General features: G+C 74.4%; 14 protein-coding genes and 1 riboswitch. Of the genes, 9 read left to right on the forward strand and 5 right to left on the reverse strand.

Annotation, left to right across the window (positions count from 1 at the left end):
- Positions 1-109: 109 nt before the first annotated feature.
- From ACQBJO_RS15630 to ACQBJO_RS15660, 7 genes are read left to right on the forward strand one after another with little or no spacing between them, the layout of a single operon-like run.
- Entirely contained in the window at positions 110-328 is a 219-nt protein-coding gene (locus ACQBJO_RS15630) for a hypothetical protein (RefSeq protein WP_421008933.1), read from the forward strand.
- Positions 328-786: a TadE/TadG family type IV pilus assembly protein gene (locus tag ACQBJO_RS15635; RefSeq protein ID WP_421008934.1), complete on the forward strand. Its 459-nt coding sequence runs from the start codon at positions 328-330 to the stop codon at positions 784-786. Before ACQBJO_RS15630 ends, ACQBJO_RS15635 begins: the two co-directional genes overlap by 1 nt.
- Positions 786-1,265 carry a TadE family protein gene (locus tag ACQBJO_RS15640; RefSeq protein WP_421008935.1) on the forward strand — a complete coding sequence of 160 codons (480 nt, stop codon included), beginning with the start codon at positions 786-788 and terminating at the stop codon, positions 1,263-1,265. The genes ACQBJO_RS15635 and ACQBJO_RS15640 overlap by 1 nt, the downstream gene beginning before the upstream one ends.
- Positions 1,265-1,762, forward strand: coding sequence for a pilus assembly protein TadG-related protein (locus ACQBJO_RS15645; RefSeq protein ID WP_421008936.1), 498 nt, complete (start codon positions 1,265-1,267; stop codon positions 1,760-1,762). The genes ACQBJO_RS15640 and ACQBJO_RS15645 overlap by 1 nt, the downstream gene beginning before the upstream one ends.
- Positions 1,728-4,955, forward strand: a complete 3,228-nt coding sequence (locus ACQBJO_RS15650) for a LysM peptidoglycan-binding domain-containing protein (RefSeq protein ID WP_421008937.1) — start codon at positions 1,728-1,730, stop codon at positions 4,953-4,955. The genes ACQBJO_RS15645 and ACQBJO_RS15650 overlap by 35 nt, the downstream gene beginning before the upstream one ends.
- Before the next feature lie 13 nt (positions 4,956-4,968).
- Positions 4,969-5,895, forward strand: coding sequence for a hypothetical protein (locus ACQBJO_RS15655; RefSeq protein ID WP_421008938.1), 927 nt, complete (start codon positions 4,969-4,971; stop codon positions 5,893-5,895).
- Positions 5,892-6,482 carry a hypothetical protein gene (locus tag ACQBJO_RS15660; protein ID WP_421008939.1) on the forward strand — a complete coding sequence of 197 codons (591 nt, stop codon included), beginning with the start codon at positions 5,892-5,894 and terminating at the stop codon, positions 6,480-6,482. The genes ACQBJO_RS15655 and ACQBJO_RS15660 overlap by 4 nt, the downstream gene beginning before the upstream one ends.
- Before the next feature lie 7 nt (positions 6,483-6,489).
- Here the strand turns inward: ACQBJO_RS15660 and ACQBJO_RS15665 are convergent, their stop codons facing one another.
- Both ACQBJO_RS15665 and ACQBJO_RS15670 read right to left on the reverse strand, forming a co-directional pair.
- Positions 6,490-8,757, reverse strand: a complete 2,268-nt coding sequence (locus ACQBJO_RS15665; protein ID WP_421008940.1) for an ATP-binding cassette domain-containing protein — start codon at positions 8,755-8,757, stop codon at positions 6,490-6,492.
- 8 nt (positions 8,758-8,765) lie between these two features.
- The gene (locus ACQBJO_RS15670; protein ID WP_255184625.1) at positions 8,766-9,410 is read right to left on the reverse strand and encodes an ECF transporter S component; all 645 of its coding nucleotides are present in this window, start codon (positions 9,408-9,410) and stop codon (positions 8,766-8,768) included.
- Positions 9,411-9,486: 76 nt separating this feature from the next.
- Positions 9,487-9,589: riboswitch (TPP riboswitch) on the reverse strand.
- A 132-nt stretch (positions 9,590-9,721) separates the two neighbouring features.
- Between ACQBJO_RS15670 and ACQBJO_RS15675 the strand changes: the two genes are divergently transcribed.
- Both ACQBJO_RS15675 and ACQBJO_RS15680 read left to right on the forward strand, forming a co-directional pair.
- Positions 9,722-10,009: a DUF4235 domain-containing protein gene (locus ACQBJO_RS15675; protein WP_255186383.1), complete on the forward strand. Its 288-nt coding sequence runs from the start codon at positions 9,722-9,724 to the stop codon at positions 10,007-10,009.
- A complete protein-coding gene (locus ACQBJO_RS15680) occupies positions 10,009-10,986 on the forward strand; it encodes an NAD(P)H-quinone oxidoreductase (protein ID WP_255184626.1) in 978 nt (325 codons plus the stop codon). Before ACQBJO_RS15675 ends, ACQBJO_RS15680 begins: the two co-directional genes overlap by 1 nt.
- Positions 10,987-11,082: 96 nt before the next feature.
- On the opposite strand, the gene ACQBJO_RS15685 is transcribed toward ACQBJO_RS15680, so the two are convergent.
- Genes ACQBJO_RS15685 through ACQBJO_RS15695 form a run of 3 tightly spaced genes read right to left on the reverse strand, consistent with a single transcriptional unit; the run spans position 11,083 to position 15,664 of the window.
- Complete coding sequence (locus tag ACQBJO_RS15685; RefSeq protein ID WP_421008941.1) at positions 11,083-11,802, reverse strand: ABC transporter ATP-binding protein; 720 nt, start codon at positions 11,800-11,802, stop codon at positions 11,083-11,085.
- A complete protein-coding gene (locus ACQBJO_RS15690; protein WP_421008942.1) occupies positions 11,799-12,635 on the reverse strand; it encodes an ABC transporter ATP-binding protein in 837 nt (278 codons plus the stop codon). Before ACQBJO_RS15690 ends, ACQBJO_RS15685 begins: the two co-directional genes overlap by 4 nt.
- The gene (locus ACQBJO_RS15695) at positions 12,632-15,664 is read right to left on the reverse strand and encodes an FtsX-like permease family protein (RefSeq protein ID WP_421008943.1); all 3,033 of its coding nucleotides are present in this window, start codon (positions 15,662-15,664) and stop codon (positions 12,632-12,634) included. The genes ACQBJO_RS15690 and ACQBJO_RS15695 overlap by 4 nt, the downstream gene beginning before the upstream one ends.
- Positions 15,665-15,683 lie beyond the last annotated feature (19 nt).

Consider the following 15,683-nt stretch of genomic DNA (forward strand, 5'->3'; position numbering starts at 1 on the left):
AGGGCAGTCCTCCCCTTAGCGCTACGGGGCCGCCTTCGATAGCCTGTCGCTCGTCCGGGGGGACCACCCGCCTCCCGGGATCACCCTCGTCTTCGGGAGCATCCCAGTCATGATCCAGTTCTACGCCGCCCTGCAGGTGCTGGGCGCTCACGTCAGCAACTACTTCGGCAACCAGGCCGACACGATCTCCCGTGCGCGCGACGAGCGCGGTTCGGTGACCATCGAGCAGGTGCTGTGGGCCGTCGCCGTCATCGCCATCGCGGTCATCGTCATCGGCGCGATCCGCACCTTCGTCAGCAGCAAGTCGCAGGAGATCAAGGCTCCCTGATGCCGGGGTCGCAGGGGCTGCACACGAGGTCGGGGCACTGGCGCTCCGACCGCGGTGCGCTGTCCATGGAGATGGTCGTGCTCCTGCCCCTGGCCCTGAGCCTGCTCTTCCTCGCCGTCCAGGGCGCGGTCTACTACCAGGGCCGCACCGTAGCCCTGGCCTCCGCGCAGGAGGGCGCCCGTGATGCTGCGGGCTTCAAGGGCACCGACGCCCAGGGGCGCACCTCCGCCATCGACTTCGCCTCGCGGGCCGGCGGTTCCGGGCTGCTCGAGGACCCCGACGTCGCCGTCCGTCGTGATCCCACCGCAGGCACGGTCACCGTGCAGGTCACCGGGACGACGATGTCGCTCGTGCCCGGCTGGGACCCCACGGTGTCGATGTCAGCGACGCGCAACATCGAGGAGTTCACCGCGCCCGAGGACTTCATCGTCCGAGGCACCGAGGGGCAGGAGGACTGATGACGACCGCTCCACGGCGACTGCTCGCCGCGCGGCGCCCACGCCTCGGGGCGCGGGGGCGGCTGCTCGGCGAGCGCGGCTCGGCGAGCATCGAAATGGTCATCCTCGCCCCGGCCTTCGGCCTGCTCATCGCCATGCTCGTCATGGGCGGCCGGATCGCGATCGCCCAGCAGAGCATCCAGTCGGCAGCCGGCGAGGCCGCCCGAGCTGCCTCGCTCGAGCGCGGTGACGACGCCCGGGACCGGGGCCTGAGCGCCGCCCGGACCTTCCTCGCCGAGCAGGACATGACCTGCCGCAACCTCGACGTCCAGCTCGACGCCTCCGGCAAGCAGACCGACCCCGGTGTCGCCGACCAGATCGTCAGCGCGACCGTCAGCTGCGAGGTCCCCCTCGGCGACCTCGCACTCCCGGGCATCGGCGGCGGTCACACCGTCAGCGCGACAGCGGCCAGCCCCGTCGACACCTACCGGGAGCGCTGATGTCCGCCCTTCGCTCCGGCATCCGGCGCCTGCGCGACGAGCGCGGCTCGCTGAGCACCTACTTCGTCTCCGCCGTCTTCGCCGTCGTGCCGCTCGTCGGTCTCGTCGTCGACGGCGGCGGCCAGGTCCGGGCCATGCAGCAGGCCAACGACCTCGCGGACGAGACCGCCCGCTTCGCCGGGCAGCAGATCGAGACCGGCTGCGCGATCAAGGGCGCTGAGGTCGTCGTCTACCTGCCGCGCGCTCGCCAGGCCGCGCAGCGCTTCATCGACGCCAGCCCGAGCGGCGCCTCCCTCCAGGAGGTCACGGTGGGGTCCGACGGCCACACGGTCAACGTGCGCACGAGCCTGACCTACGAGCCGATCTTCCTCGGGATGATCGGCGTCGGACCTCGCGAGGTCGAGGGCACCGGCTCGGCCTACCAGTACCGGACCAACGAGCAGGGTAAGGAGTACGACGCCGATGAGGGCAGCTACGGCACGTGCGGCGGCTGGTAGGGCGCGCGGACTGATCGCCCTCCTCGGGATCGTCGCACTCCTCGTCGGCGTCCCGTGGCTCCTGCTGCACATCGGCGCCGGCCCGATCCCCGACCAGTGGGCCACCCCCGCCGAGATCTGGGACGCCGTCACCTCCCCCGACGACGGCACCGCGCTGCTCGTCATCTTCCGCTACGCCGCATGGCTCGCGTGGTTCTTCATCGCCGCCTCGATCGTCATCGAGGTCGGCGCCCGGCTGCTCGGCACCGACGTGCCCCAGCTGCCCGGACTCTCGCTGCCCCAGGGGATCGCCCGCTACGTCGTCGGCACGGCCGCGCTGCTCTTCATCACCGTCCCCACGGTCGCCACGTGGGCCGGCACCGCCCAGGCCGCGACCACCGGCTCCACCGATCTCGCGACGACCACCGCCGTCACCGGCGGCGTCTCTGCCGCCGCGGCGGCCGACGCGGTCGCCGCGCACTCCGCCGACCGGGCGCACCACGCGGGCGCCGACCGGCAGGACGCCCCCACGCTCACCCACGAGGTCGCCCAGGGCGAGAGCCTGTGGTCGATCGCCGAGCAGCGCCTCGGGGACGGCACCCGCTACACCGAGATCCTCGACCTCAACCGCGACTCGATCCCGGCCTCGCACTGGATCGCACCCGGCCAGCAGCTCCAGCTGCCGGGCGACGCCACCGGCGCCGATGACTCCGCCGACGCCGGCCCCGGCGGTACTCACACCGTCGAGCAGGGCGACACCCTGTGGGAGATCGCCGAGGACGAGCTCGGCGACGGCAGCCGCTACACCGAGATCGTCGCCGAGACCGGCTCCGCCGAGCAGCCCGACGGCGACCGGCTCACCGACCCCGACCTCATCCGGCCCGGCTGGCAGCTGCAGCTGCCGGGCGACGAGACCGCCGCCGACTCCCCGAGCGCCACTCTCGGCACCCCCCAGACCGCGGCCGACGCCGCGCACGGGGCGTCCACCCCCTTCGGCACGACCCCCGCGGACCAGGCTCCCGCCGACCAGCCGGCCAGCGCGCAGACCCCGGCCGTCTCCGGGGCGGCTTCCGGCACCGCCGGGGCAGCCGCATCGACCGCGAGCGCCGAGGAGGGCTCCGCCGACCCGGTGCTCGTCGGCGACCCGGCCGACGAGTGGGGCAGCACGGTCCTCGGGCTGTCCGGCATCACCGCCGCCGGCCTGCTGACCCTCGTCGAGCGGGCCCGCCGCCGACGCGCTGCCCGCCTGACCCGCCCCACCGACGAGGCGGTCACCGACCTCGAGCGCGAGCTCGCGCTCGTCGCCGACGTCCACACGGTCGACACCGTCGACATCGCCCTGCGGCACATCTCCGTCGCCGCCCGTGAGGCCGGCCGCGCGCTGCCCGGTCTGCGCTCGGTGCGCATCGGTCGCCAGCAGCTCGACGTCCAGCTCGCCGACCCGATGCGCCTGCCCGCGCCCTGGACCTCCACCGCCGACCCGCGACTGTGGACCCTCGCCGTGGACCGCGCCATGACGCTCGACCCGCAGATGCTCGTCACCGAGCCGGCCCCCTTCCCCGCCCTCGTCGCCATCGGGCAGGACGACGAGGAGGCGCACGTGCTCGTCAACCTCGCCGACGTGCGCACCTTCGCCGTCGTGGGCGACCCGGCCCGCACCCGCGACACCCTCGCGGCGATGACCCTCTCGCTCGCCTCCGCCCCCTGGGCCGACGCGACGACCGTGACCGTCATCGGCGGGCACCCCGAGCTCACCCGGGCGATCGACTCCCCGCGGGTGCGCTCGGTGCCCGACATGGCGGCCTACACCCTCTCGGTGCAGGTGCAGATCGACCCGACCGCCCGTGAGGTCATCGTCGTCAGCGGCGAGCTCGACGCCCGCGACCGGCGGCGCCTCGACAAGGCGGTCGCCTCCTCTCCGCGCGTCGCGCTCGCCCACGCCGCGAGCTCGGTCGCCGACGGCGCCGATGCCCTGACGATTGCCGACGACACCGACGCCGCGGTCCTCTCCCCCGCCTACCTGCAGGTGCGGCCGGAGCGGCTGACGAGCGCCGACGCCGCCCGCATCGGCTTCCTCTTCGACCTGCTCGCCCCGGCCGAGGACGTGTGGGCACCCGCCGCGGGCGAGCCCGACGCGGCAGCGCTCGCAGGGGTCCCGACCGCCGCCGAGGTCACCCTCGACCCGGCCGACGACCTCGTCGACGACGCGCCCACGATCCGTCGTTCGCAGGTGGCCGACGAGGCGACCAACCCCACACCGGTCCGCTGGAACACGCCGGTCAACACCCCGGCGGGGCAGACCCCCTTCGAGCCCGGGGAGGACGTCGCGACCGTGCGCCGCACCGCCGGTCTCGACCTCACCTCGCTCGGCACGACACCCGGGTGGCTCTCCAACCAGATCACCCCGACGCCGGGCACGCCGCTGCCGCCGGTCATCGCCTTCCCCGAGCGGGTGCGCGAGCTCGCCGCGCCCACCGACGAGCCCGTGCTGCGCCTGCTCGGCCCGGTCGACATCGACAACGTCGGCGAGGTCGCCGCAGCCCACCGCATGCGCCTCACCGAGCTCGCGGCCTACGTCAGCACGCACCCGCACGCCACCGCCACCGAGATCGACGACGCGATGTGGCCCAACCGCGCGATGCACGACCACTCCCGCGTGCGTGACCGTTCGCTCGCCGGGCTCGGCGCGTGGCTCGGGCCGGAGGAGACCCCGGCCGGTGGCCTCGACGCGGCCCGCGGCATCACGAGCGACTGGCGGCTCTGGCAGGGCCTCGTGCCCGCCGACCCCTCGCACGCCGGCACCGAGCACCTCGAGCAGGCCCTCGGCCTGGTGCGCGGGCGCCCCTTCGCCGGGGTCCACCCCCGCCACTACGTGTGGGCGCAGGCCCTGCGCGCGCAGATGATCTTCGCGATCACCACCGCCGCCACCGAGCTCGCCCGCCGCCGCCTCATGGAGGGGCGCTGGGCCGCGGCCTACGACGCGACGGTCGTCGGCCTGACCGTCGAGCCCGGTGTCGAGGCCCTGTGGCGCCTGCAGGTCCTCGCCACCCACGAGCTCGGCGACGCCGACGCCCGCGACGCTGCTGCGGTCGGCCTCGCCGACTGCGGCCGACTCGCCGACCGCGACCTCGAGCCCGCATCCCGCGACCTGCTCGCGAGCCTGCCGGAGCTCACCGCGTCGCAGACCCCGACGACCACCCACCACGCCGTCTGATGGAGGCCCGCCGATGACGACCCTGACCCGACTGCTCCCGTGGGAGCGCGTCGTCGCCGTACTCGGCGTGACGGCGCTCGTGCTCGTCGCCTCGCTCGCCACGGCGCCGCGCAGCGAGGCCGACATCTGCGAGAACTTCAACCTCAGCGCCCGCTGCCGGATCGTCTTCGGCGGGGAGAAGGGCGACGGCAAGGGCGGCGGCAGCGACGGCCCGAAGCGGCCCCCGTGCAACCTCGGCGCGCCCGACTACGAAGGTGTGGCGTGCGACAACCCGGTCGCCGGGTCGTGGAGCAACGAGCGACAGTGCTACATCATCGAGGCCTCCGACCAGCCCACGCCGGACGACCCGGAGTGGCGGCCCAAGGGCAAGCTCTACCAGTGCACGGGCTTCGACTCCGACGGCACGACACTCATCCTCAAGGACCCCTTCTGGTCCGTGACCCCGCCGAACACGAGCAACCCCGACGACCTCATCGCCGACCTCGAGACCGCAGTCGGCACCAAGTTCCGGGCGATGTACCCCGGCCTGGCGCCCAACCCCATCGCGGACGGCCAGGACGAGACCGGCTCGCGCATGGCCCCTGTCGGCCTGTGGGTGTGGATGTGGCCCCGGACGATGTGGAAGACGCAGTGGGGACCGATCGAGGCCGAGGCCGAGGGCACGCCCTACTGGGTCAAGGCCGGCGTGACCCACGTGAAGTGGCAGATGGGTGACGGCTCGACGGTCGTCTGCCAGAAGAGCCCGCCCTTCGCCCCGTGGATGCGCGACCGCACCCCCGAGTGCGGCCACAAGTACAAGAAGCCAGGCAAGTACCGCGTCAACGTCACGACCTACTGGCACATCACCTATGTCGACGCCAACGGCCCCGGCGAGCAGAACATCGAGTTCAACCAGTCGCTGTATGTGCGCATCGGGGAGAACCAGGTGGTCAACAAGTGACCCGAGCCTCCCGGATCACCCCGATCGCCCTCGCCGCGGTCGTGGCGCTCGCCCTCGCCGCCTGCGGCGGTGACGACGACGGCGGGCTCACCCCCGACCTCGTCGACCAGCGCCAGACCACGACGACCGACCCCGACGAGGCAGCCACCGAGGGGGCCCGCACCCGCGTCGTCCAGTGGGTCGACGGGCGCAACACGATCCTCGCCTCGCCCGAGAGCTATCGGAGCACGGCATCCATCGGCTTCGCCGAGGGGCGCGCCTCCTCCGCGCTCATCGCGGAGGCCGGGCGTCTCGACATCAAGGGTCAGCGCCGCGAGGGCAGGACCGAGATCGTCGGCGAGCTCCAGGTGACGAAGATCGAGCTCGAGCCGAAGCCGAAGAACGGCGTGGCGATCTCCCCCTTCGTCGAGATGCGCGCCTGCCTCGACGAGAGCGCGACGAGCCTCGTCAAGGAGAGTGGCGGCACGGTCGCCGGCTCTAAGGGCCGGGGGCCGCGGCCGATGAAGTTCCACGTGAGCAACCGCAGCTACCCAAACCCCGACTCGTGGATGGTCTCGTGGACCCAGGAGGTCAAGGGGCACTGCTGACCGGTCGTCACCGGCGCGCGAGCAGCACCACGACGACGGTGACGAGCGAGGCGAGCACGACGAGCGTGTCCGCCCGTCGCCAGGGCGCAGGCTCCGCCCAGGTGCGCCGACCGGCCGAGGCGAAGCCTCGCGCGTCCATCGCGACGGCGAGTGTCGCGGCCATGCCGAGCGAGCGCAGCAGCATGCCGAAGGTCGACGCCCACAGGTGCGCCACGACCCCGGCCGGCCGGCGCCAGGTCACGCCCTGGCCCCGCAGCCGCCGCGCCCAGCCCACCTCGGACCACGCCGCCCCGAAGGACTGGACCCGCTGCAGGGCGGCGCCCAGCGCGACGACCGGTCGGGCGGGCAGGTGCAGCCGCTGACCGAGGTGGTCGGCGAAGTCGTCCGGGTCGACGAAACCGAGCAGGATCGCCGACGGCACGACGATGACGAGCAGCCGCAGCGCCGCCGAGACGGCGACCTCGACGTCGTGGGTGCCGAGCAGCCACGTCGACCAGCCCACGCCGAGGGCGCCGACGAGGGCAGGCACGAGCCGCAGGGCCAGCCCCCGCCAGCGACGCGCGGTGGTCCAGCCTGGTCCGGTGCCGGGCAGCGTCGACAGGCCGACGACGGCGCCGACGGCGAGCAGGGCGAGGACGACGAGCGAGACCTGCCAGCCCGGCGAGAGGACCGCGGCGACCATCGGGACGACGGCCGCGGCGAAGAGCGAGAGCGGCCCGCACGCGGAGAGCACCGCACGAGGAGCCGGCGGGGGCGGGTCGGCCGGAGGGCGCCGGACCGCGCGGACCTCGTCGACGAGGGCCACGAGGTCGGGGTCGTGGGTGGCGGCGACGACGCCGCCACCCCGGGCACGGTGCGCAGCGAGCAGGCCGGCGACGGCCGCCCAGGTGCCTCGGTCCTGGCCGACGGTCGGCTCGTCGGCGAGGACGGCAGCCGGGCCGTGCGCGAGGGCCGCGGCGACGGCGAGACGACGCTGCTCCCCACCCGAGAGGGTCTGCGGGTCGGCGCGCTCGAGGTGCGCCAGGCCGAGCACGTCGAGCAGGTGCCGGGCCGCGTCCTCGTCGGCCGTGCCGAGGGTGCGGCCGGTGAGCAGGACCTCGTCGAGGACCGTGCGAGCGAGCAGCGCGCTCGAGCTCCACTGCGGCACCCAGCCGAGCAGCTGCGCCACCTCGTCGGCCGGCAGGTCCGCCACCTCGGGAGCATCGGCTCCCGCGTCGTCGCCGACCACCACCCGCCCCGACGAAGGGGGCACCAGTCCAGCCATCGTGGCCAGCCACGTGCTCTTGCCCCCACCGCTGGGTCCGACGAGCGCCGTGGCCCGGCCCGCGGCGACGGTCAGCGGGGCCTGCGTGACGAGCGCGGTCGTCAGCTCGCTGCGCCCGTCGAGGTGGTTGCGCCGCCGCTCGACCCGCAGCGGCTCGGCGGTGAGCACCGGCGCGCCGGGTGCGGGTGCGCCGCGTGCGGGCGCCGGAGGGCGGACCAGGGGACCGAGGTCGACGTCGAGCGGCTCAGGAGCCGGCACGCCCGGCACCCAGATGCCGTCGGCCGCCAGGCTCTCGCCGTGCTCGGCGAGGACCCTCCGCGGGTCACCGTCGTGGCGGATGCGCCCGTCGCGGCCGAGCACGAGCACCCGGTCGACGTGCTCGAGCCAGGGCTCGAGGCGGTGCTCGACGACGACCGTCGTCAGCCCGGCCGCCGCGGTGACGACGGCATCGCGCACCTGCGCGGCGCTGTCGGCGTCGAGCATCGCGGTCGGCTCGTCGAGCAGGAGCAGCCCCGGTCGCAGGGCGAGGGCCCCGGCGAGCGCGAGTCGCTGGGTCTGGCCGCCCGACAGGGCGTGGGTCGGGGTGTCGAGGGGCAGGTGTCCCAGGCCGACGGCGTCGAGGCAGGACGCGACGACGGCCGGCATCTCGGCGGGGGGCCGGCCGATGTTTTCCAGCCCGAAGGCCACGTCGCGACCGACCGTCGCCGCCACGGTGCCCGACCCGGGTTCCTGGAGGAGGAGCCCGACCGCACCCGCCCGCTCGCCGGGCGCCACGCCGTCGACGGTGACCTCACCGGCGAGGTCGCCGGAGTCGACGGTGAGCAGCAGGCCGGCGAGGGCCCGGAGCAGGGTCGACTTGCCCGACCCGCTCGGCCCCACGAGCAGCACCCGCTCGCCGGGCCGCAGGCTCAGGTCGACGTCCGTGAGGACCGGCTCCCGCCGACCTGCGGGACGCCAGGTCAGCCCGTGGACCTCGACGGCGCCACGGGCACCCCCTTCGACCTCCGACACCGCTGGGATCAGACGGCCCTGCGCTCGAGCTGCTCCTGCCCCGGGGGGAAGGGGTTGAGCGCACCGGCCGCGGCGAGCGCCCGGGTGAGGGCCCAGCCGCCGAGGCCGGCGATGACGATGCCGGAGACGACCATGAGGGGCAGGTAGGCGAGCTTCCACGTCCAGGTCCAGTCGGCGAAGTACCAGACGATCTCGTAGACCCACTCGAGCGGGGCGGACAGGGCGCCGGCGAGCAGCGCGACGGCCGGGCCGAAGGCCTTGTAGGCGAAGATCGCGAAGGCGAGCTCGGCGCCGATGCCCTGCGCGAGGCCGGAGAGGATCGTCGTCGCGCCCCACTGGTTGCCGAAGAGCGCCGAGACGACCGCGGCGATGAGCTCGCACGCGACGGCCGCGCCGGGGCGGCGCACGACGAGCCCACCGACGACGCCGGCGATGAACCAGAAGCCGACGACGAGGCCCATCGCGGGCTGGAAGGCGGAGCCGACGACCGAGAGCGGCCCGGCGTAGACGAGGTTGTAGCCCCAGTAGGCGACGCCGAAGGCCACGCCGAGGAAGGCGACGGTCAGCAGGTCGACGGTGCGCCAGCCCATGAGGGGGCGGGTCGCGAGGACGGTGCCGGCGCGGGACGCGGCCGGCGTCTTGGTGGTGGTCATGCTGATGCTTCTCCTGTGTGGGTTCCACAGGGAGGGATGGGCGCCGTCACCCGGCCACGGGCCGTGCGTCGACGACGTTCCCTGAGACTCGACTCCCTACGCCGGTGCTAGCCGGATCAGGTACGAGGGTCTGCGGTCACCCGCACTCTCAGCGCTGCTGCGCTCCCCTGTCGTGCCCGGCCAGCATAGCCGCGCGGGTGGACGGGCGGTCCGCCGTGCCCGTCCTGTGGCAGGGTTGGAGACGTACCGGGTGGCGGCGACCGTCGCCACCTCCGCAGCGTGTGTGTACGAAAGGACGTCTCGTGGGCAACATGGTCTGGAAGGTGCTGGGCACCGGCTCGGCGATCATCGCCGGCATCGTCGCCAACAAGGTCATCTCCATCGCGTGGTCGCGCCTCGGCAAGGGCGAGACGATCGACCCCAACAACCCCGAGAACCCCATCGGCGAGGCCATCGCCTTCGCCGCCCTCGCCGGTCTGGCGATGGGCCTGGCCCGCACCATGGCCACGCGCCAGGCGGCGAGCTTCTACAAGAAGTCCGCGGGTCACCTGCCCGAGGCCATGCAGTCCGTCCAGGGAGAGCTGGACAAGGTCTCCTGATGCGCGGCGTCTCCATCACCGAGCCCGGTGACGCCGACGTCCTGCAGGTCACCGAGGTCGAGGCCCCCACGGCCGGCCCGGGCGACGTCGTCGTCGACATGGTGGCCGCCGGGGTCAACCGCGCCGACGTCATGCAGCGGCTCGGGCACTACCCGCCGCCCGCGGGCGCCTCGCCACTGCCGGGCCTCGAGGTCTCGGGCACGATCCGCGAGGTCGGTCCCGGTGTCGAGGGCTGGTCCGTGGGCGACGAGGTCTGCGCCCTCGTCGACGGTGGCGGCTATGCGGAGCAGGTCCGGGTGCCTGCGGCACAGCTCCTCCCCGTGCCGAAGGGAGTGAGCCTCACCGAGGCCGCGGGGTTGCCCGAGGTCGCGTGCACGGTCTGGTCCAACGTCTTCATGACGGCCAACCTCCAGCCCGGCGAGGTCTTCCTCGTCCACGGCGGGTCGTCGGGCATCGGCACGATGGCGATCCAGCTCGCCACGGCCGCCGGAGCGCGGGTGGCGGTGACTGCCGGCTCGCAGGACAAGCTCGACGTCTGCCGCGACCTCGGCGCGCAGATCCTCGTCAACTACCGAGAGCAGGACTTCGTCGAGGAGGTGCGCGCGGCGACCGACGGTCACGGGGCCGACGTCGTCCTCGACCTCATGGGCGCCAAGTACCTGCCCCGCAATGTCGACCTGCTGGCGACGTCGGGCCGGCTCGTCGTCATCGGCCTCATGGGCGGCCGCAAGGGCGAGCTCGACCTCGGCAAGCTGCTGAGCAAGCGCGCCGCGGTCATCGCGACCTCGCTGCGGGCCCGCCCCGCTGCGGAAAAGGCGGCGATCGTCGCCGCGGTCCGCGAGCACGTGTGGCCGCTCGTCGAGGACGGTGCCGTGCGCCCGATCGTCCAGGGCACCTACCCGCTCGAGCGCGCCGCCGACGCCCACCGCGAGCTCGAGGCGAGCGGTCACATCGGCAAGATCCTGCTCACCGCCTGAGCCACCCCCTTCGCCCGGCCCCCCAACCCTGCAAAACCCTAGGGTCCTGCAGAGTTGCCCGGCCCCAACCCTGCAAAACCCTAGGGTCTTGCAGAGTCAGGGGGTCGGGGTGAGGCGGCCGTCGTCGAGGTGCCAGCGGGCGGGGGCGATCTCGGCGACCTCGGGGTCGTGCGTCGCCAGGAGCACCGTCGCGCCGCGGCGGGCGAGGTCCTCGAGCAGCACCACGACCCGCTCGCGGGTGTCGTGGTCGAGCTCGGAGGTGGGTTCGTCGGCGAGCAGCACCGCCGCCCCCGCCCCCAGGCGAAGGGAGGCCAGCGCCAGTCCCCGAGCCACGGCCACGCGCTGCCGCTGACCGCCGGAGAGCTCTTCGGCGAGGTGGTCGCCGTGCTCGTCGAGCCCGACGGAGGCGAGCGCGTGGTCGGCCTGGGCGAGCGCGTCCCCGCCGGGCACACCGGCTGCGACGAGTGGCACCGCGACGTTGTCGCGGGCGGTGAGGGCCTCGGCGAGGGCGCTGCCCTGCGGGATGAGCACGGCACCGGCGGCGCGCGAGGTCGCCTCCTCGCCGATCTCGGTGTCCCCCAGCGTGATCGAGCCGCTCGCCTGCCCCGGCGCGAGCAGCCCGCCGACCGCCCACAGCAGCGAGGTCTTGCCCGCCCCGGAGTGACCGGTGACGGCGGTGACCTCTCCCGGGCGGGCTGTGGCACTCGCGCCGTCGACCGCGATGATCTCTCCGTAGCGCACGCTCACGTCGTCGAGGACGAGGGCCCCTCCGGTCCGGTCCGGGGCGTTCGTCGTGGCGGGGCTGCCCGGGCTCATGCGCCCTCCTCATCGGTGATCAGCTGCCAGGTGCCGTCGTCGGCCCGGTGGACGCGCACGAGGGTGCCGGGCGGGAAGGCGTCGAGCGCCGGCGGGGGCAGCGGCAGCGACCCGTCGGCGGCGACGACGGAGTACTCCTCGCCGCTGCGCCCCTCGCCACCGACCCGCCCGTCGCGGATCGTCACGGTCCGGGGAAATGCTGCGGCCACGTCGGGGTCGTGGGTGACGACGACGATCGTCGTGCCGAGGGTGCGCCCGACCTCGGCCATGGCCTCGAGGACGACGTCGCGGGAGTCGTGGTCGAGCTGGCTCGTCGGCTCGTCGCCGAGGAGCAGCCCCGGCCCGGAGGCGAGCGCGACCGCGAGTGCGGCGAGCTGGAGGGCGCCCGGGGTGAGCCCGTCGAGCGGGGCGTCGGCGACGTCGGTGAGCCCGAGCAGCTCGAGCAGGTCGTCGACCTCGGGCACGGTGCGCCCTGAGCGGCGGGCCGAGCGCTGGGCGAAGTCGATGTTGCCCCGCACCGACAGCCACGGCAGGTGGTTGCGCGCGGCGCCCTGCAGGACGATGCCGACCTCCTGCGCGCGGAAGGCGTCGACCTGCGCCTCGGACATCACCGACAGCTCGTGGTCGCCGACGTGGATGCGGCCGGCGCTCGGGCGCAGCAGGCCGCCGAAGAGTGCGAGGAGCGTCGACTTGCCCGCACCGCTCGGCCCGAGCAGCGCGATGCGCTCGCCCGCCGCGACGGTGAGGTCGACGCCCGAGAGGGCGGCGACGTCGTGCCCCTCGGTGCGGTAGATGTGCACGAGCCCGTGGGTGCGCACCGGCAGACCGGTCACGTCGGCTCCCCCCTCGCGGCCGAGAGGGTGACCCGACGGCGCACGCCGGCCGCGAGCAGCAGGGCGACGACGAGCAGGACGACGGCGACCCCGACCGTCGCGGCGAGCACCGCGACCCAGGCGGGCGAGTGGTCGAGTGCGGGCACCGCTGCGCGCGAGGTGAAGAGCGGCAGCGCCGGCAGCGCGATCCACGACCCGGCGAGCGCGCACAGCGCGCCGAGCAGGACGCCGACGGCGACGCTCGTCAGGTGCTCGGTGCGCAGGGCGCGACCGATGTCCTTCGCCGCCACACCGCTGACCCGCAGGGCGGCGAGGTCGCGCACGGTAGCCCGCCAGCCGGTGACGGCGAGGATGAGCAGGACGAGCGCCGCGAGGACGACGGCGAGCGCCCCACCGATGAGCGCGAGCTGCAGCCCCCACCCGGACGCCGACTGGTCGAAGACCCGGTCGGCCTGCTCGGTCGTGCGCACCGAGCGCACGGCGACGCCCTCGTCGGCGAGCGCCTCCTGCGCCCGCTCGAGGGTGCCCGGCGACGCGTCGGCGAGCCACAGCTCGCGGTCGGTGCGGGTGGTGTCGAGCTCGCCCGTCACCCGCGCCAGGGCGCGAAGGGAGACGAGCACCCCGGCGTCGGTCGCGGCCGGCAGCGCCGCGACGTGCTGGGCGGCGACGACGTCGGTCTGACCGCCGGCGACGTCGAGCACCTGCACCGTGTCGCCCTTCTCCGCGACCTCTCCCGAGACGATCGCGGGCACCGGTCGCGGCACGTCGGTGACGTGGGCGGCGACGTCGGCGCCGTCGGCGGCTGCGACCCCGAGGGTGAGGGACTTCCCCTTCGCCGTGAGGGTCAGGCCGGTGCCGTCACCGGCCTTCTCGTCCTCCCACGTGCTCTGGCTGCCCACGGGCAGCGGGCGGCCGGCGACGGACAGGTCGGTGACGGTGACCGTGCCGCGCACACTGCTGCCGGTGACGCCCGAGGTCCCGACCCGGATGCCGGCGAGGCGGCAGCCCGCCGAGCAGAAGAGCGGGGAGTCGACCGTGACCTGGCCCGTGCCCTTGGGCCCGAGGGTCGCGATCTCCGCCGAGCGGGCATCCCCCTCGCGGGTCGTCATGTCGAGCAGGAGCGTCGGGGGTTCGGCGTCGCCGAGCCCGCGCAGGTCCCAGGTCACCCGCGCGGTCACGTCGCCGGCCGGCAGCCGGACGGGCTCCTGCTCGGGCAGGGCCAGGGCGTCGACGTCGAGACCGCTCACGGCCTCGGGGTGGGCGACGCGCACGAGCGCCTCGGGGTCGACCGCCATCGTCGCGCCGGCGGTGTCGGCCTTGGGCCGGATGAGGGCCACGGGCGCGGCATCGATGTCGTGCTCGTCGAGGGTGGTCGCGGCGTCGAGGAGCGCCGGCGCGGTGGGCGAGTCCACCGACAGCACGGCAGGGGAGCCGGTCTCCAGCTCGGCGCGGGCGAGCCGGTTGCGATCGGCGACGACGACCGCATTGGCCCCGAAGACGGCGACCGCGGTGGCCACGGTCGTGACGACGAGGACCCGTCGGGCCGCCGGGCGGCGGCCGATGCCGTGCCCGGCGATGGCCGCGGCGACGCGTCCCCGACGCATCGCCGAGGTCGCCCGGCGGGCGGCGAGCCACGGCACGAGGCGGGCGGCGAGCACGCCGACGGCGATGGCGAGCAGGGTCGGGGTGGCGAGGGCGGCCGGCCCGCTGAGCGCGCCGGTCGCGAGCCCGACGACCCCGACGGCAGCGAGGACCACGACGACGATCTCGACGACGGCGGAGCCACCCGCACCGGTCGGCCGCACCGAGCGCAGCAGGTCGTTGACCGGCTCGCGCAGCACGGGTCGCGAGGCGAGGTGCACGGCGAGCACCGACAACAGCAGCGCCCCGAGCGTCCACGGGACGACCGCGAGCGGGATCTCGAAGGGGATGCCCCCCGGCAGCATGAGCGCCCGCACCCCGAGGGCGAGCAGCATGGCGGCGACGACGCCGAGGGGCAGTCCGAGCAGGACCGGCACGACGAGCTCGCCGAGCAGCAGTCGCCGGGCGCCCGAGCGTGAGCGTCCGCGCAGCCGGGCGAGGGCGACGTCGTGGCGCCGCTGGTCGACGGCGGACTGGGCGACGAGGAAGAGCACGAGCACCGACAGCAGCGCCAGCTGCACCATGACGAAGGGGACGATGACCGCGGTCTGCGAGCGTCCGGTCTCGATGCCGGAGACGATCGTCCCGGCGGAATCGCTCACGGTGATCTCGGGGTGCTCCTCGCCGAGATCCTCGACGGCGGCCGCAGCACGGGGCAGCGAGTCGAGGGTGGCCTTGGAGGTGTCGAGCGGCAGGTCGACGCTGACGGAGGCAGTCGGCAGTGCGTCGGCGAAGGTCGCGTCGACGGTGAAGAGGTCGTCGAGCCCCGGGAGGTTGTCGAGGTCGGGGTGCGGGACGCCGGACTTGCCGTCCGGCCGGTTGCCCAGCCAGTAGTCGGCGTCCTCGTCGGGCACGGAGTAGATGCCGACGACCTCGAGCGGCACGTCGGGCTCGTCGGGGTCGAAGCGCGAGTACTTCGCCTGCGGGATGAGCAGCTCGGTGCCCTGCCTCCACCCCCAGGCCTTGGCGTCCGCCGCGGAGACGACGACCTCACCGCCCTGCTGCGGGCAGCGCCCCTCGATCTCGACGTGGTCACACAGGCCGGAGCGGGTGCGCAGCAGGGCCGGCGAGGCCTTGCGGCCCTTCGCCGGGCTGAGGTTGGTCGCGTAGCGCAGCCCGGTGATGGGCTCGCCCGAGACGGCCTGCAGACCGGCGGGCACCTCGTCGGCGAGGGTCTGCGGCATGAGGGTGCGCTCGGTCGAGGTGCGCGGACGGGTCATCGTCGTGGCCGTCGTCGCCCGGTCGGCCTCGGTGAGGTGCACCCGCAGCAGCCCCTGGTCGATGCTCCGCGCGAAGACGGGCGCGAAGACCGCGCAGGTCGTCACGAGGGCGGAGACGAGGGCAAGCGCGATGACCTGCCCCCTGCGGTACCGCAACGCTGCCCACATGCAGCGGTCCCCCTTCTGT

It is taken from the genome of Janibacter zhangyanbonis (assembly GCF_050507325.1).
GTDB lineage: Bacteria > Actinomycetota > Actinomycetes > Actinomycetales > Dermatophilaceae > Janibacter.